The organism is Candidatus Darwinibacter acetoxidans (genome assembly GCF_041936445.1).
In the GTDB taxonomy this organism is placed as follows: domain Bacteria; phylum Bacillota; class Limnochordia; order Darwinibacteriales; family Darwinibacteriaceae; genus DTU010.
The window spans coordinates 70,673-89,552 of record NZ_JBHGXH010000323.1 but is presented as its reverse complement, the minus strand read 5'-3'; the positions used below and the strand labels follow the sequence as shown (position 1 = coordinate 89,552).

Here is an 18,880-nt window from a genome sequence, read left to right as displayed (position 1 = left end):
ACTCTTTCCTCGACCAGGAACCAAGGCGATGGTGTCCACCACAGTCCCGTCGTCCAGCAACTCAATCCGGTCCTCAAAACGGCGGTACTTCACCCGTTTGCGTGCGAACTGCACCGGTACAGAGTACTTGTTGCCATCAATTGTGTCTGCCATCTCAAGATCTGTCCAACTCTGGGCGCATTTTCAGGCCAAGAGACACAAAAAGGAGCGTTGCTCCTACTCAATCGAGTAGTTCTGCAACGCCCCCTAGGTGATTTGCCGCTCTAGACCAGGAGCAGGGTCACCAGGGAGACCAAAAACGCGGCCCCCAACAACGCGGTCAACCAAAAGCTGGTCATGGGCAGGCCCTGGCTGAGCAGCCAGGCAATGGCCAGACCCGTGAGCACCAAGACCGCAAGGGAGAGCCGGGCCCGGGTCAGCTGCCCCGGGGTTTTGGCTGGGGGCAGGACAGGCTGTACGTTGTGGGCATCGCTGGTGAGCACGATAAGGATGGGAAGGCCCAAGGCCAGGGGAAAGCCCAAGTTGTTGTAGAAGTTGTAGAAGATGATGGGAAACAAGTTGGGCAGCCACATCTTCAGCCACACATCCAGCCCGCAGGTGAGGAAAATGGCCACCACCAGCGAAGAAAGGGCACTGATCCCCAGGTAGAGAAACAGGTTCAGCCCCGACTTCACATTGGGCTTTTCCCCGTTTTTCAGCGTATGCCAAAGCTTGTAGGGCAGGTATGCGGCGATGAAATTCCCCCAAAAGCCCAAGAACGATGCTTTGGAAAAGGTGCCGAAGAGATCGGCAATCAGATTGCCGATGGCACAGCCCCAGGCGCCGGCAGGCCCCAGCAGAAGGCCCATCACCACCGGAACGGCATTCACCGGCCGCACTTCCGTGAGGCCTTCCACCAAGACCATCACCTTAAAGGGCACAGCCATGCCCACGAAGATCAGCGCACACAGACCGATCTGCAGCAAGGTCTGTTTCCCCTTCAAGGGCAGCAGGATTTCCCTCACGACGCAGCCACTCCTTTTTCTCCTTTTCCGCCCAGCCTCAGCCTGTTGAGCAGATCGGGGTTGTCCAGAAAGTCAGTGCCGGCGCAGATGGCGCCAATGACGATGAGCACTCCCCCCACCAGCTTGGCGAAGGTGAAGCTTTCGGTCTGCCCGAACGTATCCGGAATCAAAAGGGCCAAGACCATGGTGACCACCGGCTCCGTGGAGGCGATGACCGTGACGCTGATGGGGTTAGCGTAGCGCTGGCCGTACATGAGCATGATGTAGGCGTAGGCCCGGGCGAAGAAGGCCAGAAGGAAAATGCTGGCCAGCATCTCGTTGGTATAGGTTAAAGCGAAGAAGGTGCGGGGTTCTTCCACCAGCCAGAGCAAATAGGCGATCACCGCCACCCACAGCATCTGGCCGATCCCCAAAAGCAGCGGGTCATCGTTCTTGGTGAAGCCGTCCACCACGATCACGTAGATGGCCATGAAGATGCAGGCCGCCACCATGTACAAAACGCCCAATTCCAGGGGGGCACCCCGCTGGACGCCGCTGGTGAGCACCAGGCCCGCCAGGATAAAGGGGATGCCCAGCACGTTGTTTTTGGTGGGCCTTTGTTTGAGTAAGAGCAGGAAGAGGGGAACAAACACAATGGTCAAACTGGCCACAAAACTGGCTGTGGAGGCCGGGATCCGGGAAACCCCCAGGCGTTCGAAGACCAGGTTGAAGCAAACGATGGCCGCCAAGATCGCGCTGCGCCAGAGAACCCGGCCTTTGAGATCCCGCAGCCGGGCAAAGAACACGATGGCCAGGATGATGAAGGCCAGCCCCGAGGTCATGGTCATGTAGGCAAAGGGCGAAAGATCCGGCGGCAGGTTCTTCACGAACAGATAGGATGAAGCCCAGCACAAGGTGATGGAAAACAGCACTATGTTCGACTCGGCACGGGTCAAGGGCACCCACCTCCCCAAAATTCCAGCGCAGCCCGGTGCCGCTGCCCATCTGCAGCGCGCCCGTTGGCTTTCCGACTGTTGTTTACAACGGCCAGGTGAGAAAACCTAGTAACTCCCGGTTACCACTTTCTGGGGCCGAAGCCCAGGAAAAAAGCTGGGCATACCCAGCCTCTAATCAATCTGTCTGATGGCAAATTCGTAGAACAGCCCCCGTTTGGCCATGAGCTCTTCGAAGGTGCCTTCTTCCACAACGGTTCCCTTGTCCAGAACCAGGATACGGTGGCACTGCCGCACGGTGGAGAGCCTGTGGGCGATGACTATCCTGGTGCAGTTCAGGGCAGCGAGATTCTGGGCCACCAGGTCCTGGGTGATGTTATCCAGGGCCGATGTGGCTTCATCGAAGAGGATGATACTGGGTTTGGAGATGATGGCCCGGGCGATCAAAATCCGCTGTCTCTGTCCGCCGGACAGTCCTCCACCCCCTTCGCTCACCAGGGTGTGCATACCCATGGACATGGCCCGGATATCCTCGTCCACGCCCGCGAGGCGGGCTGCCTCCCAGGCGTCCTCCAGGGTGGCCCAGGGTGCAGTGATGATGATGTTCGCGTAGATGCTGCCGGGAAACAGCTTGCTGTCCTGGAGATCCACCCCGATGCATTGGCGCACGCTGCGCACGTCCAGAGTCTGGAGATCGTAACCGTCGTAGTAGATGGCACCGGAGGTGGGTGTTTCAAAACCCAAAAGCAGGCGCATCAGGGTGGATTTGCCGCTGCCAGACCTGCCCACGATGGCCACATATTCACCGGGTTCCACCTTCAGGCTGAGGTTGTTCAGTACCAGGGGTCCATCTGGGGTGTAGCTGAAGGTAACATTGGACACTTCGATCCTGCCCGACAGGCGCATAACCTGCTTCTTGCCTGCGTGGAACTCTGGAGGCGTTTCCAAAATGGGCTTGACCATCTCCAAGTGGAGCTTAACGTTGGCCAGGGAAACAACCACGCCGCCCAAGGATAAAAGGGCGCTGCTCACCGCTCCGTAGGCGGCATTGAAGGCCATATAATCCGACGGTGCCGCCAGACCGCGGCCCGCGACATAGTAAAGGAGGATGGTACTACCCATAACCAAGAGGGTCTGGAGGGCACCGCTCAGGGGCAGCAGCGCGGGCGGGTTGTACCTTAATCTCCCCAGCTCTTTGTACTGGGCTGCCCATCTGGCAAAGGCCCGCCGCTCCGCACCGGCCAGCTTGATCTTCTGAATGCCGCCCAAGAGTCCAAAAACCATACCGTCCAACTTGGCGCTCAGCTCCATGAGCCTGCGGCTGTGTTTCTGCCTGATCAGGCCGGTGAGGAAAGTGAGGGTCAAAAGACCGCCGATGCTGAGCAGGGCCGGGGCCACCAACACGGGGGCAAAGCCCGCCATCTGGAAGATGTACACGAAGGAAAACAGAGCCGCCAGGAGACTGGTGAGCACAGTATCAGACAGCATTTCCGTGAGGGTATTCACACTTATGGCCCGCCTGGAGATCTCACCAGCGGAAAAGCCCTTGAAGAACGACACGGGTAGGGTGAACAGCCTAGCTAAAGCGGCGCACTGTACGGAATGGTTGATCTTATCCCGCAGCCGCATCAGGCCCAGGGTACGGGTCATGGAAAAGAGGGCTGAGCCCACCGTGGCCCCGATGAGCAGGGCCGCCAGCGGCAACAGGTCGCTTTTGGTACCCGTGGGAATCACGCTGTCGAAGATCTGTTTGTTCATGTAGGGGAGGAACATCCCCAAGAGACTCACCAACAGGCTGATGACCAGGACAAAGGCCAGATCGTCCACACTGAGGGAGCGCAGCATGAAGGCCACCAGGTCTAACAGCTTCAGCGGGCGCGCCGGCAGCGCCCTGTAAAAGCAGAACGCCTCCGTCCCCAGCTGGGCCGCGGTTTTGCTGTTCACCTTGACCTTCTTACCAGAGGCGGGATCCACAAAGGTATAGCCCCAGTACGGGGCAGGCAGCAGAGCCACCACATCCCCCGCCTTGGTGCTGCCCAGGAGAGGCCCCATGGTGCTGAGCCACCACTTCCCCCTGAGCTCCACTCTGCGCCGCATAACGCCGTAAGGGCGCAGCATGTAGTCGAGACGCAGTTCCAGCCCCTCCAGCTCCTCGGGGACTTCGGGCACCGGCAGGGACAGCGCGTCAAAAATGGCTTCCAGGGCACTCTGCAGCTGTACCTCCCGTTCCCGCCCGGTGGCGTCCATCCTTTTTCTGCCCACGATGGACAGGAGGTCGGAAAAGGCGTCCGCATGGCTTTGCTGTCATAATCGATGCGCCTTTGCAGCTGTGGATCGATGGACACCTGGTTCACCTCCGGTCCCTCAAGTGCTCACCAAGGCACTGTACTTCCCGCCCAGCTTCAGCAGTTCCTCATGTGTTCCCCGCTCCACCACCTGACCCTGATCCAGGACAATGATCTCATCACAATCCCGGATGGTGGAGAGGCGGTGGGCAATGATGATCAGGGAGATGCCCTTCGCTTTCACCGCCTCCATGATCAGGTGCTCCGTCTTGGTATCCAGGGCACTGGTGGCCTCATCCAAGATCAGGATGGTGGGCCGTTGGGCCAAGGCCCGGGCAATCTCCAGGCGCTGTCTTTGGCCCCCAGAGAAGTTCTTGCCCCCTTCTTTAATCACATGGGCGTAGCCTCCAGGCCGTCCCATGATGTCTTCGTGAATCTGGGCATCTTTGCAGGCTTCGATCACGGTGGCTTCATCAATGGACTTGTCCCACAGGGTGAGGTTGTTGAAGATGGTGTCTTCAAAGAGCGCTATGTCCTGATCCACCACCGCGATGGAGGCGGTAAGAACCTGGCGGGGAACCTGCTCCCGGGGGATGCCGTCGAAAAGGATCTGACCCGACCAGGGCTTGTAGAGCCCCGCGATGAGCTTACCAACGGTGGACTTACCGCTTCCGGAGGAGCCCACCAGGGCGATGCTGCCCCCTGGTTTGACCGTGAGGGAGAAATCCTCGATGAGGGGCGGTGCCGTTTTGTTGTAGCCAAAGGTGATGCCCCGCAGTTCCACCCCTCCCCTGAGCCTTTCGAGAGGAAGCGTTAAGCTGGGGTCTTCTTCTTCCACGTCTGGCTGGTAGTTGAAGACATCTTCCACCCGCTCCATCTGGGAACGCATCTCGATGAAGGATTGGGAAGCTCCCACCAGCTGCTGCACGGGGCTGAGAAAAGAGGCGGTAAAGCCTTGAAAAGCCAGGAGCATACCGATGGTAAAGGAACCATCCAAAATCAAGTAGACACCCATCACCAGGATGATAATGTTGGACCCCTGCTGCAGCAGGGGCGGGATAAGGCTGTAGAACTGGTTGGCCTGGTTGAACTGCACTAAAGCATTGCTGTAGCTGGCAAAATAGCCGGCCCAGCGCTGGAAAAAGCTGCCTTCTGCGCCGGAGGCCTTGATGGTTTCGATTATCTCAAAGCCGGACATGGTGGCGCCCATGAGCCTGCCCCCATCCCGCAGCGTGACGCGGCTTAGGTCCAGGCGCCGCTTGGAAACGAGCCGCATGGAGACCAGATAGAGGATGGAGGTGGTCACCCCCACCACCGCCAGGACTGGGCTGTACTGGATCATGATGGCCAAATAGGCCAGCAGCAGCACCAAGTTGAGGAAAATGGGCGCGAGCTGTCCGATCAGCGTGGCCGCGATCTGTTCATTGCTGGTCTGCCGGCTGGCGATATCCCCGATGTAGCGCTGGGCAAAGAAACTCACCGGCAGGCGGAGCACATGCCACATGAAGGAGGCATTGGCCTCCACCGCGAGCTTTCCTTCGATTTTCAGCCAATGGATGCCTTGGATGACGTTCACCACAAACTGAAAGGCCAGGGTCAGGGCCATGGCCGCCAAGAGCGGGATCAGCCATTGGGGGTTGTGCCGGGAGAGGATGTGATCCATGAAGAGGCGGGAAAAGATGGGTGTAAGGAGCTGGACCCCCGTGAGGAGGATTCCGGTGAGCATGACAAACACAAAGGCAGGGGCAGTGCCCTTCAGCCGCTTCTTGGCAAATTCCCAGACACTCCTGGGCTTGCCGGAGGCACGAACTCCTCCGTCTATTCAAAGCAGAGCACGATGCCGGTGAAGGATTCGTCGAACTCCTCCAGGGAGACTTCCACCCTCCCCCGGGCTGGATCGTTCAGTACTACCTTGTTCTTCTTGAAGCCGCACAGGACCACAAAGTGGTTGAAGTTCCAGTGAATGATGGCGGGCAGCGGTACCTCCCGCAGGCCTTCGGGCTCTTTCCGGTAGCCATTGGCCTTGAGCCCGTGGGATCTGGCCACCAACACCAAGTTCTTGGCCTTGCTGCCATCCCGGGAAACGCCGCATTCTTCCCGCACCTGTTCCAGGGGCAGCCACTTGCCATGGTAGGCCAAGACCATGGCGAGGCAGGCGGCTCCGCATTCCACCGCCTCCATCTGCATAATTACAGGCACTTTCGCTACTTTGGCCATGGCCGCCTCCCTGATCAGAACACTAACTGGTAGGGTCGATAGGTTTCCACCACGATCTGCAGGTTGCATTAAGTCCCCAGGGTCAGGGGCAGCTGTTTGCCCTTGTCATTGGACCACTTCACCCCATTGGGTGAGTGGGGATCCACCGTGAGGGTGACCCTCACCTCCACGCTGTTTTCCCGGGGGAAAAGCCTCTGCGCGTACTGCAGATTGCCCACGGCCGCCAGCACATCTTCTTCCGAGACCGGGTGGGTGCCAACACCGGTGATATGCCCGTAGATAAACCCGTACTCTTCCCGGGGGGCAAACTCCGGGGATACCTGCACCTCCATCCCCTCCTTCAGCTTCTGGGCTGCCGCCATGGGCACATAGGCGATGACTTGGTGTTTATCTGCATACTTCTCCAGTTTCACAATGGTCGCCAAAACTTCCGTGGCGGAAACAGTCTCATCGGTCCTGCGGGCCGAAAGCACGATGCCCGATACAGGCGAAAGAACCAGCGAGCGGCTTTCGTACTCGGCGATGAGCTGCGCGATATAGTCCTCATCTGGGTTGGGGGCGCTTTTGGCCTCGTTGATCTGCTTGATCAGATCCTCCTGGGGAATCACGGCCAGGATCTGCCCCGCCTCCACGTAGTCGCCCACTTTAACCCGCATGTTGGTGATCCGGCCCCCCGCGGGGGGAATCACATGGGCAACACCGTGTTCGGGGAAAACAATTCCGAAGGCGTGGATCGTGTCGGGAATGCTGCCGTAGAACGCCCAAAAGCCCACGGCTAAGAGGAGGGCCAGACAAGCCACAAGGACACTCCACACCCCGGGATGGGTGATCTTGATATACTCATTAAGGCGCTCTGGTGAAGAAATCCTTTCCAGCGCCGTCTTGCGAAAAAGGCCCGAATCCATGCCCTGGCCTCCCCTGTTCCACACTTACATTTATGTAATAATAATGTAATAAAATGGCAGTGTGGACAAGCCGCTTAAGGCAGGACCACGCGCCCATATCTCCCGCCGCCGCCCGGCTGAACGGTAAGGGAGCCACTTCGCAGCGCCAGGATACTCCTGGTGACCTTTTCCCCCGCTGCCCGCCTGATCTTCTCCGGGGAGGCCCGGTAGAGCACCTCAAGTTCGGTGCCCACCTCCCCGAGCAGCTTCTGGCAGGCGGCGGGGCCCACTCCCGGCAGCATGGCCAGGGGGATATGCACTTTGTAGGGGGCGCGCCTCTTCGGCTCTTCCCGGCAGTCGGCGATGGCCCGCACCCGATCCCACACTCCCGCCACCATATCCCCGCCGCAGTTGGGGCACTGGAAGATGGCTTCCTCTTCCGTCGCCAGCAGGTTGCAGCGTGGGCAGCAGCTGCGGTGGTATTTCCCCAGGCGGGGGTCCAGACCGCACAGCGCGACAATCCCCTCTCCCCCGCAGGCCAAAGCCTTCCGCCAGGCCGCAAAGGAGAGTTCAGGCAGCTCATACACGGTGAACTCCCGCCCTATGGATCCGGGGGAATGGGCATCGGAGTTGGCCAGGTAAGCATAGCGGTGGGTGTCGGATATGCTTGCCGCCATGGTACTGTCCGCGCTCAAGCCCAGCTCTAACCCGGAGATCTGTTCGGGCTGGGCAAACATTTCCCCGAGCTCCCGCACGCAGCTGCCGTAGACGCCTTTATGGGGCGTAAAGGCATGGGCCGCAAGGGCCGCCCCTCCCGCGGACAGCACCGCGGCCAGCCATTCATCGGGGGGCATTTTCAGACGCTGCGTGGACAAAGCCGGGTTGGTCAAAGCGGGCGCCACCGCCCCGGCATAGTCCTTTAGCGCCTGCAGGCTGGGGAAAAAGGCGAGAAAATGTGCTGCCTCTCCCCTGTGGGCCAGTTCCACTTCACTGCCGAAAAAGAGGGCCGTCTGGCCCCAGCGGCAGCCTCCCCCCTCCAGGGGTTGCAGCGTTCCGTTTTCCACCAGCTCCTTCAGATCCTGCAGCACTCCGCTGCAGGCAGCATCCACCAGGCCCACGAGCTGGAGGCCCTTTTGCTCTGCGGTTTTCACGATGCTCTCCAGGTTCAGCCTGGGCGAAGCTGTGATTTTCACCGGGGCTGCCCGGCTGGTTCGACCCACATGGATGTGGAGATCGGCGTAGATTCTTACCAAGACCCTTTCCCCCTCACTCTTTCCCCAGCAGCCGGCACAAAAAGAGCGCAGCCGCGGCCACGCCGTGGAAGAAGAGGGGATCGTCCCTGAGGCCCCTTCCCATGGTGGAAAAGTGCAGGTCCGCTGTGAGAAGCCTTTGGAAGTCCTCTTCTGTATCCTCCCAGCAGATGGTGTGCGGCAGATCCCGCAGCTGCTTTTCCCACTGGTCAAACTCCTGGAAACAGACGGGGAGCGGAAAAAACACCGGGCCCTGCACCACCCTTTTCAGCACTGTCTGGGTGTGGTGGCTGAGGCCTAGGTGCCTGGGCCGGGGATCGCTTTGACTCAGGCGCGCCAGGGCCACGGGGGTGCCCCCGAGCTGGAGCGCCGCGTTGAGAAAGATGCCCTGTTCCACCGCTGTTGTGCCCCAGGTTGTGCCTGTACCCACCACCCCTGGCCCCATGAGCACCACGGCCAGATCCCCCTTGGCCACATGCTTGGCAGCCAAAAGGGCACTGTAGATGTTCACCGCCTCCAGGTCCCCGCCGAAGGCATGGCCGAAGGTGATGGTGGCCGCCAGGAGCCCCCGCTCCTTGAGGAGGGCGCAGGCTGTGCTGAAACCCAGGGGCAGGGCGGCGCCATCGCTCATGAGATAGACCAGGCGCCTGCCTGGGCAGTGCTGAGCCACCAGCCAGACCAGGGGCGCCAGCATACTGTGGAGGCTGCCCACCGCCACAGGCAGGCCTTCCAAGGAGTCGGCCTGCGCCAAGACCTGGTGGTGGGGACTGGCCTCTTCCTCCACCGCCAGAACCCGCCCCTGCAGCGGCGTGTAGCGCAGCTTGATGATGTGTCCAGGCCCAGAAGAAAGACTACGTTCCCGCCCTTCCACGGCGAGAACGTAGTGCCAGCCTCCTGTGCCCAGCTCAAGCTGGAGGGCGGTGGTGTTGAGCAGCACCCGATCCCCCTGCCGGCACTCTCCGGTCAGCTTGGGGAAAGCCAGGGCTTTGGCGGTTTCCGTTCCCACCTGCACCAGAAGCTCCTGCCTGTTGGGGAAGCTGCTCACCTGCTGCACCACACCCCAGCGGGTAGAACACTCCATACCTCTAGCCTCCCTTGGTGGGATTTGCTATTGGTATGCCCTCCCCCGCTCAAAAGCTTGCATATTCAAAGGAATGAGGTGGTGATGGCGTTCCGAGATCACCTCTTTGAGGGCCGCCTCGATGCTTTCTTTCTTCACCAAACCGGTGGCCTCAATGAAGGCCCCCAGCATCACCATATTGGCCACCCGGGTATTGCCCAGTTCGTCCGCGATTTCATTGGCGGGCACGGCAATGGCCTGCACATCGTCGCGGCTGGGCTTTTTGTGCACCAGGGATGAATTGTACAGGACGAGGCCGCCGGGCTTAACGGTGGGTTCAAACCGGTCAAAGGAAGGGCCGTTCATGATGATGGCCACAGAGGGCTTGGTGACCAGGGGCGAACCTACCTCGCCATCGGTTACCACCACGGAACAGTTGCAGGTACCTCCCCGCTGCTCGGGACCGTAGGATGGGAGCCAGGACACATTCTTATCTTCCAGCATCCCGGCGTAGGTGATCACCTGGCCCAAAACCAGTACTCCCTGGCCGCCGAAACCCGCGATGATGATCTCAGCCATGCTGTTCACCCTCCTTGGCCGTGACGTCTTTGAAGACGCCCAGGGGATAATAGGGAATCATGTTCTCTTCCAACCACTGCATGGCCTTCACCGGGGCCATGCCCCAGTTGACCGAACAGGTGGAGAGCACTTCCACCAGGGCAAAACCCTGCTTCTGCTGCTGTACTTCGAAGGCCTTTTTGATGGCCCGGCCCGCCTGGAGAATGTGGCGGGGGTTGTGGCTGGAAACCCTGGCCAAATATGCTGCCCCCTCCAAGGCCACCAGCAGCTCGCAGATTCTGATGGGATACCCGGTTTCGTTCACGCTGCGGCCCCGGGGTGAGGTGGCGGTGACTTGACCGGGCAGGGTGGTGGGGGCCATCTGGCCGCTGGTCATGCCGTAGATGGCGTTGTTGATGAAGATCACCGTGATATTCTCCCCCCTGGCCGCGGCATGGACGATCTCCGCCATGCCGATGGACGCCAGGTCGCCATCTCCCTGGTAGGTGAACACGATGCTTTCAGGCAGCACCCGCTTGATGCCGGTGGCCACCGCCGGTGCCCGGCCGTGGGCGGCCTGCTGCATATCGCAGTTGAAATAATCGTAGGCGAATACCGAACAGCCCACGCTGGCGATGCCGATGGTCTGTTCCCGAATATCTAGGGCATCGATGGCTTCCGCCACTAAACGGTGGATGATTCCATGGGTACAGCCGGGGCAGTAGTGCAGCTGGGCATCGGTCATGGCCTGCGGTTTCTGGAACACTGTCTTCATTAGCTGGCCCTCCCTTCCACAAGCTCCTGGATTTTCGCCAATACATCCTCGGGAGTGGGCACCATGCCGCCCAGGCGCCGGCAGAGGTGAACGGGGCTGCGCCCTTCCACCGCCAGGCGCACATCTTCGATCATCTGGCCGGCACTCATCTCCACGGCCAGGAACTGGCGGCCTGGACCGGCCAGGGCCCGCAGACGCTCTTCCGGGAAGGGGAAGAGGGTGATGGGCCTGAACAAGCCCACCTTAAGGCCTTTTTGCCTGGCTTGTTCCATGGCGGAGCGGGCGATTCTGGCGGAGGTTCCGTAGCCCACCAAGATGATCTCCGCATCTTCGGTACCCTCTTCTTTCCAGCGCACCTCTTCCCGCTTAATCCGCTCGTATTTCTCCAAAAGCTTTTCCACTTTCTTCTCCAAGGACTCGGGGATGATATCCAGAGTGTTGACTATATTCCGTTCCCGGCCCTTGGCGCCCGTGGTGGCCCAGGGTTTTTCCACCTCCAGGGGCTGATAGTCTTCGGGGAACTCCACAGGCTCCATCATCTGGCCGAGGATGCCGTCGCTGAGGATCATCACCGGGTTGCGCCACTTGTCCGCCAGATCAAAGGCCAGGGTCGTGAGCTCCGCCATCTCCTGGACGCTGCCTGGAGCCAAGACGATCAGGCGGTAGTCGCCGTGGCCTCCCCCTTTTACCGCCTGGAAGTAATCACCCTGGCTGGGCTGGATGCCGCCCAGTCCCGGGCCGCAGCGCACCACGTTGGCAATCACACAGGGCAGCTCCGCCGCGGCGATATAGGAGATGCCCTCCTGTTTGAGGCTGATGCCGGGGCTGGAGGATGAAGTCATCACCCGGGCGCCGGCACCGGCTGCGCCGTAGACCATGTTGATGGCGGCAACTTCGCTTTCCGCCTGCAGATAAACTCCTCCCCGCAGGGGGAGCTGATCGGCCATGTAGCCTGGTACTTCGTTTTGGGGCGTGATGGGATAGCCGAAAAAGGCCTTACACCCAGCCCGGATGGCCGCCTCGGCCAGGGCCTCATTCCCCTTCATCAGGATCTTGGCCACAGGATCACTTCCTTTCCGGAATTTCACGTTGAATAGTCAGGACTAAATCAGGGCAGATGACACCGCAGAGGGTACATCCTGTGCATTTCTCCGGTTGGTAGACTTCCACAGGATGGTAGCCCCTGGAATTGATCCGTTCCGCCAACCGCAGAACATCATGGGGGCAGGCGCTTATGCACAGGCTGCAGGCCTTGCAGCGCTCTTCGTTAACCAGGACTTGACCGCGCATGGGTTCACCCCCTTCCGCAGGATCTTGCGCGTTTACACTTCCTCCACGATATAGTCGCGGGCCCTTTCCTCTCCCTGGAGCACCCGCAGGGCGCCCAGGGCCAGGGCTTCCAGTTCGTTTTCACCTGGCAGCACCATAACCGGTGCAATGAACTCCACCTTGGGCTTGATCTCCGCCACCAGCTCGGGGGAGTGGGCCAGGCCTCCGGTAAGGATGATCTGATCCACTTTACCGCAGAGTACCGTACTGATCCTGCCAATTTCCTTGGCGATCTGGTAGCACATGGCTTTGAAGTAGAACTCCGCTTGGCTGTCCCCCTCCTGCATGCGGGCGACGATGGCCCGGCTGTCGTTGGTCCCCAGGTGGGCCACAAGACCGGAACGCCCCACAAACTGCTTCATCAGTTCATCCTTGGTCCAGCCGTGGTCAAAAAAGTAATGGACCAGGGCGTTGGTGGGCAGCGAGCCCACCCGCTCCGGGGAAAAGGGACCCTCCCCCGAGAGGGCCTGGTTCACATCGATCACCCTGCCCAGCTGGTGGGCGCCCACGGAGATGCCGCCCCCCAGGTGGGCCACGATCAGGTTGAGCTCTGTATAGGGCCGGCCCAGCAAAGCAGCGGCCTTTTTAGCGTTGGCCCTTTGGTTTAAGGCGTGGAAGATGGAAATGCGCTCGAGGCTCGGATGGCCGCTGATGCGGGCCACGTCCGCCAGTTCATCCACCACCACCGGATCCACGATATAACAGGGGATGTTCAAGCTCCGCCCCAGATCATAGGCGATCAGCCCCGCCAAGTTAGAGGCGTGCCTTCCGTAGCGCTCCGCGGCCATGTGGCGCACCATGAGCTCGTTGATGCGGTAGGTGCCTCCGGGAATGGGCGCGAGCAGGCCGCCCCTGGCCACGATGGCCGTGAGGTCCGCGAGCTCAACTCCGATCTCTTCCAGCCACTCCACGATCACCTGCTGGCGGAACCCTTTCTGTTCCACGATGGTGGCAAAGGGTGCCAGATCCTCGGTGGAATGGTGCAGGCTGGTGGTGTGGATCTGCTCTGCATCGCGATAGACCGCGAGTTTAGTGCTGGTGGAACCGGTATTGATCACCAGAAGCAAATGCTGCATCTTTCTCCTCCCTACTTGCCTTCCAGGGACAGGCAGGCCACCGCGATGGAGTTGAGTTTGGAAGCGGCGCTATCAGCCCGGGAAGTTAGGACGATGGGACACTGGGCGCCGGTTACGATCCCGGCCACCGACAGGCCGCCCACGTAAACCAGGGCCTTGTAAAGCACGTTGCCCGCGGTGATCTCCGGAACCAGGAAGATATCGGCCTGCCCCGCCACGGGGCTGCCGATGCCTTTGTGGGCCGCCGCCTCCAGCGAGTAGGCGTTGTCGAAGGCCAGGGGTCCGTCCACGATGGCCGGCTTGGAAAACTGCTTTCTATTCCCCATGACCGTGAGCGCGGCAGCATCCAGCGTGTCCTGCATCTGGGGATTCACCGTTTCCACCGAGGCCAGTACCGCCACTTTAGGATTGGCCAGGCCGATGGACCAGGCGAACTTGATGGCGTTGTCCAGGATTTGGGCCTTTTGGGTGAGATCAGGCTTGATGTTCATGGCTGCATCGGTGAGCAGCACCAACCGCCCGGAGGGCAGTTCGAAGATGGTGATGTGGCTGAGCAGGGGTTCTTTGCGGATACCCGTTTCTTTGTTGACCACCGCCCGCAGGATTACGCTGGTGCCCAGATGCCCTTTCATCAGGATCTGACCCCGGCCCTCCCGGATCAGCCGCACCGCCTCTGCCGCCCCTTCCCCGGGGCTGGAGGCGTCCTGGAGGGTGAAGCCGTCAAGGGCAACTCCCGCCTCTTGAGCTACCTGCCGCACCTCATCGGGGGGACCGGTGACGATCACTTCTCCCAAAAAACCGCTGTCCAAAGCCTGTCTACACGCTTCCAGCACTCCCCCGTCCAGGCCCCAGGCCAAAACGAGAACTGCCGGGGAGCGTCCCTTTAGACTTGCCTTCAGTTCTGCAAATCCCATAATGCACACCCCTTCAGCTGAGAATGATGGGTTCTTGATCCAGGATCCTTTTGGCGCCTGCCATCAGGGCAGCCACTCCCTGGTTGCCCGGGTAGACCGAGATGGGCGCGATAAAGCCCACCCGCTGGGCCAGCTCGGCCTGGAAGGACGGCAGGCGCATCAGCTCGCCGCTTAAGATCACCGCATCCACCTTGCCTTCCAGGACGGCAGCGAGGGCGCCGATCTCCTTGGCGATTTGGTAGACCAGGGCCTGCCTGACCAGGTCCGCCTGTTCCCCCTGGAGGTCGAAGAGATCCTCCAGGCGTTCCAGGCCGAGATAACCGTGGAGGCCTCCATTTTGGTTGAGGGCGTCCAGGACTTCTTCACGTCCTTGGTGCTGGCTGCACAGCTCCAGCACACCGTCGAAGGGCAGTCCCCCGCTCTGCCGCAGGGCAAAGGGCCCTTCCTCCAGGCTGGTGAGGCAGTCCACCACCTTGGTGCCCACCACGGCCCCCAGTTGGTGCACCTCATCCAGGTGGGCAGCAATGAAGCGCCCCTCGCTCTGCGGAAGGCCGCGTTTGGCCGCTTCCTGGCGGGCCAGGAACTTGAAAAGAAAGTGGTCCGCAGAGCAGGTGCGCCCAAGAGCCGGTGTGCCTGTGACCAGGGCCTGGGGATGGCAGTCAGCCCTGCTGGCGGGGTCGATGAGATACACCGGAGAGGATAGTCTCTCCGCCAGCAGGGCACAAAACTCCACTCCTTGGTGCGCCGCGGCTGCTTCCGGGTTAAACAGGTAAATGCCGCTGGGCTGGCTGCCCGGGAGCGTGCCGCTGGTTACGATAAAGTCCACATCATCTGGGGATATTCCGGCTGCCTCCAGCCAGGGAAAGAGCTGCTCAGGGGAAGTGAGAGGAAAAACAGCAGTAGTGTATGCCTCCAAGGTTCCCACACCCACGTGCAGAGCTGCGCCGTGGGGGTAGTAGGCCAGAACCGCCATGCACATACCCCTTTTCCTATGTTAAGAAAATGAAAAAGCAGGTCTTTCTTTATACCTGCTTTATTAGAGTGCTATTAACTTATTTCTATATTACCCTTTGAATTCCTTCTCTTCGGCAAGGGCTTCTTTGCGGGAGAGGTTAATTCGTCCCTGGCGGTCAATCTCCAAAACCTTGACCAGAACTTCATCTCCCACCTTGAGCACATCTTCGACTCTCTTCACCCGACGGTTCTCCAATTGTGAAATGTGTACCAAACCTTCCTTGCCGGGAAGGATTTCCACAAAGGCGCCGAAGTTCATGATGCGCTTAACGACGCCCAGGTAGGTCTCACCCACTTCCACGTCTTTGACGTAGCGCTCGATGAGTTGTTGGGCCTTTTTGCCCCCTTCTTCATCGGTGGAGGCGATGTACACCCGCCCATCGTCTTCGATGTCGATCTCCACGCCTGTTTTGGCAATGATGTCGCGGATGATCTTGCCCCCAGGTCCAATGACGTCGCGGATCTTATCCACGGGAATCTCCATGGTGATGATGCGCGGCGCATATTTGGACAGGTCAGGACGGGGCTTGGGGATAACCGCCAGCATTTTGTCGAGGATGAACAATCTGGCTTTGCGGGCCTGCTCCAGGGCTTCCGCCATGATCAGTTGGGTGACTCCGCTGATCTTGATATCCATCTGGAGAGCGGTAATCCCCCTAGAGGTACCGGCTACCTTGAAGTCCATATCCCCCAGGGCGTCTTCCAGTCCTTGGATATCGGTGAGAATGGTGTATTTCCCATCCATCATCACCAGACCCATGGCAATGCCAGCCACCGGCTGCTTAATGGGCACACCGGCATCCATCAAAGCCAAGGTACTGCCGCACACGCTGGCCATGGACGAGGAGCCGTTGGATTCCAAAACCTCGGAAACCAGGCGGATGGTGTAGGGGAACTCTTCCTCCTTGGGGATCATGGGGAGCAGCGCGCGTTCCGCCAGGGCACCGTGGCCGATTTCCCTGCGTCCCGGTCCCCGGATGGGCCGGACTTCTCCTACACTGTAGGGTGGGAAATTGTAGTGGTGGATGTAGCGCTTGCTCTCCTCATCTGTGAGGCTGTCCAGGAGCTGCTCGTCGGATTTCAGCCCCAAGGTGACTGAGGTGAGCACCTGCGTCTGCCCCCTGGTGAACAGCCCACTTCCGTGAGCCCTGGGCAGCAGACCCACCTGGCAGGTTACGGGACGGATTTCCTCTGGACGGCGTCCATCGGGCCGCATCCTGTCTTGGGTGATGGCCCGGCGTACTTCTTCTTTGAGTACCGCATCGAACACCGCGTCGATAAACTTGCTTTGTTCTTCGTATTCCTCTTCCCCGAACTCCTCTTGATAGGCTTCGTGGGCACCGCCCCTAACCTCATCCAAGAGCCGTTCCCGTTCCAGCTTCTCGCTGGCCTTCAGGGCCTGCACCAGCTCTTCATAGACGTGCTCCCGCACCCAGCGGTCCAGATCCAATGCGGGTTGGAAGACAGTCACTTCCGCTTTCCCTTTGCCGATCTGGGCCCTGATCTCTTCCTGCCAGAGGCAGAGCTCTTTGATGAACTGGTGGCCGAAGGAGATGGCCTCCAAAATCGCCTGCTCCGGAACCTCGTTGGCCCCTGCTTCCACCATGGTAACAGCATCCTTGGTACCGGCGATGGTGATCTCCAGGTCCGATTCGGCCTGTTCAGCCAGGGTGGGGTTGAGCACGAAGCGCCCGTTGACCCGGCCCACTTTCACGCCACCCACGGGGCCGCCAAAGGGGATATCCGATACGTGCAGGGCGGCGCTGGCGCCGATCAGCGCGGCGATGGTGGGAGAATTGCTCTTGTCCACCGACATGACCGTGGCCACAATGTGCACATCATTGCGGAAGCCCTCTGGAAACAGCGGCCGCAGGGGGCGGTCGATCATCCGGGCGGACAAAATGGCTTCCTCGCTGGGACGCCCTTCCCTCCTTCCCCAACCGCCGGGGATTCGACCCACAGCGTATTGGCGTTCTTCATAGTCCACTAACAGTGGGAAAAAGTCGATGCCCGTCCTGGGTTCTTTGCTCATGGTGGCGGTGACCAAGACAACTGTTTCTCCGTAGCGCACCAGCACGGAGCCGTTGGCCTGCTTGGCTACCCCGCCGAATTCCAGGACTAGGGGTCTCCCGGCTAATTCCCTGCGAAACTCGGTTTGCATAATCTAACCTCCATTTTGATTGTTCTCATCTACAGCTATTATAGCCTGCGCGATTCAAAAAAGAGCGGGCGAAGTTACCCGCTCGTCTTTTACCGACGCAAACCCAGTTCCTCGATAAGATTGCGGTAACGTTCGATGTCTTTCTTCATGAGATAGTTCAAAAGACCACGCCGCTGCCCGATCATCTTATAGAGGCCTCTTCTCGAATGATGGTCGTTTTTGTGGACCTTCAGGTGTTCAGTTAGTTCTTGAATCCTGTGGGTCAAGATGGCTATCTGAACTTCCGGGGAACCCGTATCGCCCTCATGACGACTGAATTTCTTGATGATCTCCGCTTTAACTTCCTGTGATAGCACCAAATCCACCTCCAAAATTTGTCTAACACCACTTCCCAAGAACAGCGCCGGAGGTACGCTGCTCCTAGCAAAGGGCTTTTTCTGAGCCCGGGCGCAAACCCGCGGCACAATGCTATTTTAGCACAACTCTTGCATCTTGTAAACGATAATGACCCAGCAGCTGCCTGCTCCTCAGCACATCGGCACGGATTTGCTCTTGGAGTGCCTGGGCCGAGGGGTAACGGACAATACCCCGCAGCCGCTCCAGGAACTGGATCTCCAGCACTTGGCCGTAGAGCTCCGCCTCGAAATCCAGGATGTAAACCTCCACCGTCTGCACGTTGCCGTCAAAGGTGGGGTTGCGCCCGATGGACGTCACCGCCCCCACTCCCTGGCCCCCAGGCAGGAGGCACCAGGTCAGGTAGACCCCTTCCCCCGGGAGGACCAAAAGGGGATCGATCTGGAGATTGGCGGTGGGAAAGCCGAGCTGGCGCCCGCGCCCCTGCCCCCGCACCACCGTGCCCCGATAGGCGGGAAACCTCCCCAAAAACTCCGCGGCTTCCTTGAGGCGGCCCTCCGCGAGGAGGCCGCGGATTAAGGTGCTGCTCACCAATTCGCCGCCTTCGCTGTGGACGGGTTCCACCACCGTGACCGCAAAGCCCAAGCGGCGTCCCTGCTCCTTCAGGAAATCCACATCACCGCCGCGCCCCCGGCCAAAGCGGTAGTTGAAACCGCAGATCACCTGCTTGGCCCGGAGCTCGTCCACCAAAATCTCCCGGACAAACTCCTCCGCCTCCAGCGCGGCAATTTCGGGCCCGAAGGGCAGCCAGGCCACTTCGTCAATGCCCATAGACTGCACCAGGTGCACCTTATCCTGGAAAGAACTGAGCAGGCGGAACTGGCCGCGGAAATACTGCTCCGGGGGCAGATCAAAGGTAAAGACGGCACTGGTCCCCCCAGGGGGCTTCAGGGCAACTGCCGTCTCCAAAAGCTTTTGATGTCCTAGGTGCACCCCGTCGAAGGTGCCCAGGGCCACGCTGCGGGCGGAAGCATCTGTTCTCTTGATCCAGTTAAGTTCCATGCGCT

The 18,880-nt window shown here is 59.9% G+C and carries 19 protein-coding genes; all 19 read right to left on the bottom strand.

The annotated features are described in order from the left end of the window. A partial coding sequence (locus ACE4YL_RS14130) for a Mu transposase domain-containing protein (protein WP_461368465.1) occupies positions 1-153 on the bottom strand: 153 nt, incomplete at its 3' end. A gap of 110 nt (positions 154-263) precedes the next feature. Then, positions 264-1,004 carry a hypothetical protein gene (locus ACE4YL_RS14125; protein WP_461360308.1) on the bottom strand — a complete coding sequence of 247 codons (741 nt, stop codon included), beginning with the start codon at positions 1,002-1,004 and terminating at the stop codon, positions 264-266. After that, on the bottom strand, positions 1,001-1,939 hold the full coding sequence (locus tag ACE4YL_RS14120) for a DMT family transporter (RefSeq protein WP_461367252.1): 939 nt from the start codon (positions 1,937-1,939) through the stop codon (positions 1,001-1,003). Before ACE4YL_RS14120 ends, ACE4YL_RS14125 begins: the two co-directional genes overlap by 4 nt. Before the next feature lie 171 nt (positions 1,940-2,110). After that, positions 2,111-4,183: an NHLP bacteriocin export ABC transporter permease/ATPase subunit gene (locus tag ACE4YL_RS14115; RefSeq protein ID WP_461360306.1), complete on the bottom strand. Its 2,073-nt coding sequence runs from the start codon at positions 4,181-4,183 to the stop codon at positions 2,111-2,113. Positions 4,184-4,300: 117 nt separating this feature from the next. Then, positions 4,301-5,947 (bottom strand): ABC transporter transmembrane domain-containing protein, encoded by a 1,647-nt coding sequence (locus ACE4YL_RS14110; protein WP_461360305.1) that lies wholly within the window; start codon positions 5,945-5,947, stop codon positions 4,301-4,303. 92 nt (positions 5,948-6,039) lie between these two features. Beyond that, entirely contained in the window at positions 6,040-6,438 is a 399-nt protein-coding gene (locus ACE4YL_RS14105; RefSeq protein WP_461358928.1) for a cysteine peptidase family C39 domain-containing protein, read from the bottom strand. Positions 6,439-6,506: 68 nt separating this feature from the next. Then, the gene (locus ACE4YL_RS14100) at positions 6,507-7,343 is read right to left on the bottom strand and encodes an HlyD family efflux transporter periplasmic adaptor subunit (protein WP_461358927.1); all 837 of its coding nucleotides are present in this window, start codon (positions 7,341-7,343) and stop codon (positions 6,507-6,509) included. Positions 7,344-7,417: 74 nt separating this feature from the next. Further along, positions 7,418-8,575 carry a PHP-associated domain-containing protein gene (locus ACE4YL_RS14095; RefSeq protein WP_461360303.1) on the bottom strand — a complete coding sequence of 386 codons (1,158 nt, stop codon included), beginning with the start codon at positions 8,573-8,575 and terminating at the stop codon, positions 7,418-7,420. A gap of 13 nt (positions 8,576-8,588) precedes the next feature. Further along, positions 8,589-9,653, bottom strand: a complete 1,065-nt coding sequence (locus ACE4YL_RS14090) for a DUF3866 family protein (RefSeq protein WP_461367250.1) — start codon at positions 9,651-9,653, stop codon at positions 8,589-8,591. Positions 9,654-9,680: 27 nt separating this feature from the next. Beyond that, on the bottom strand, positions 9,681-10,211 hold the full coding sequence (locus tag ACE4YL_RS14085; RefSeq protein WP_461358924.1) for a 2-oxoacid:acceptor oxidoreductase family protein: 531 nt from the start codon (positions 10,209-10,211) through the stop codon (positions 9,681-9,683). Further along, positions 10,204-10,965: a thiamine pyrophosphate-dependent enzyme gene (locus ACE4YL_RS14080; protein ID WP_461358923.1), complete on the bottom strand. Its 762-nt coding sequence runs from the start codon at positions 10,963-10,965 to the stop codon at positions 10,204-10,206. The genes ACE4YL_RS14085 and ACE4YL_RS14080 overlap by 8 nt, the downstream gene beginning before the upstream one ends. Continuing rightward, entirely contained in the window at positions 10,965-12,026 is a 1,062-nt protein-coding gene (locus tag ACE4YL_RS14075; RefSeq protein WP_461358922.1) for a 3-methyl-2-oxobutanoate dehydrogenase subunit VorB, read from the bottom strand. Before ACE4YL_RS14075 ends, ACE4YL_RS14080 begins: the two co-directional genes overlap by 1 nt. Before the next feature lie 4 nt (positions 12,027-12,030). Further along, positions 12,031-12,255: a 4Fe-4S binding protein gene (locus ACE4YL_RS14070; RefSeq protein ID WP_461358921.1), complete on the bottom strand. Its 225-nt coding sequence runs from the start codon at positions 12,253-12,255 to the stop codon at positions 12,031-12,033. A 32-nt stretch (positions 12,256-12,287) separates the two neighbouring features. After that, positions 12,288-13,370 (bottom strand): butyrate kinase, encoded by a 1,083-nt coding sequence (gene buk, locus ACE4YL_RS14065; RefSeq protein WP_461358920.1) that lies wholly within the window; start codon positions 13,368-13,370, stop codon positions 12,288-12,290. Positions 13,371-13,381: 11 nt separating this feature from the next. Then, positions 13,382-14,284 (bottom strand): bifunctional enoyl-CoA hydratase/phosphate acetyltransferase, encoded by a 903-nt coding sequence (locus ACE4YL_RS14060; RefSeq protein WP_461358919.1) that lies wholly within the window; start codon positions 14,282-14,284, stop codon positions 13,382-13,384. A 13-nt stretch (positions 14,285-14,297) separates the two neighbouring features. After that, entirely contained in the window at positions 14,298-15,257 is a 960-nt protein-coding gene (locus tag ACE4YL_RS14055) for a hypothetical protein (protein ID WP_461360302.1), read from the bottom strand. Positions 15,258-15,347: 90 nt separating this feature from the next. Next, positions 15,348-17,459 carry a polyribonucleotide nucleotidyltransferase gene (gene pnp / locus ACE4YL_RS14050; protein WP_461359424.1) on the bottom strand — a complete coding sequence of 704 codons (2,112 nt, stop codon included), beginning with the start codon at positions 17,457-17,459 and terminating at the stop codon, positions 15,348-15,350. 89 nt (positions 17,460-17,548) lie between these two features. Then, positions 17,549-17,815 carry a 30S ribosomal protein S15 gene (rpsO, locus tag ACE4YL_RS14045; RefSeq protein ID WP_461359423.1) on the bottom strand — a complete coding sequence of 89 codons (267 nt, stop codon included), beginning with the start codon at positions 17,813-17,815 and terminating at the stop codon, positions 17,549-17,551. Between the two features lie 112 nt (positions 17,816-17,927). Further along, on the bottom strand, positions 17,928-18,875 hold the full coding sequence (locus ACE4YL_RS14040; RefSeq protein ID WP_461359422.1) for a bifunctional riboflavin kinase/FAD synthetase: 948 nt from the start codon (positions 18,873-18,875) through the stop codon (positions 17,928-17,930). Positions 18,876-18,880 lie beyond the last annotated feature (5 nt).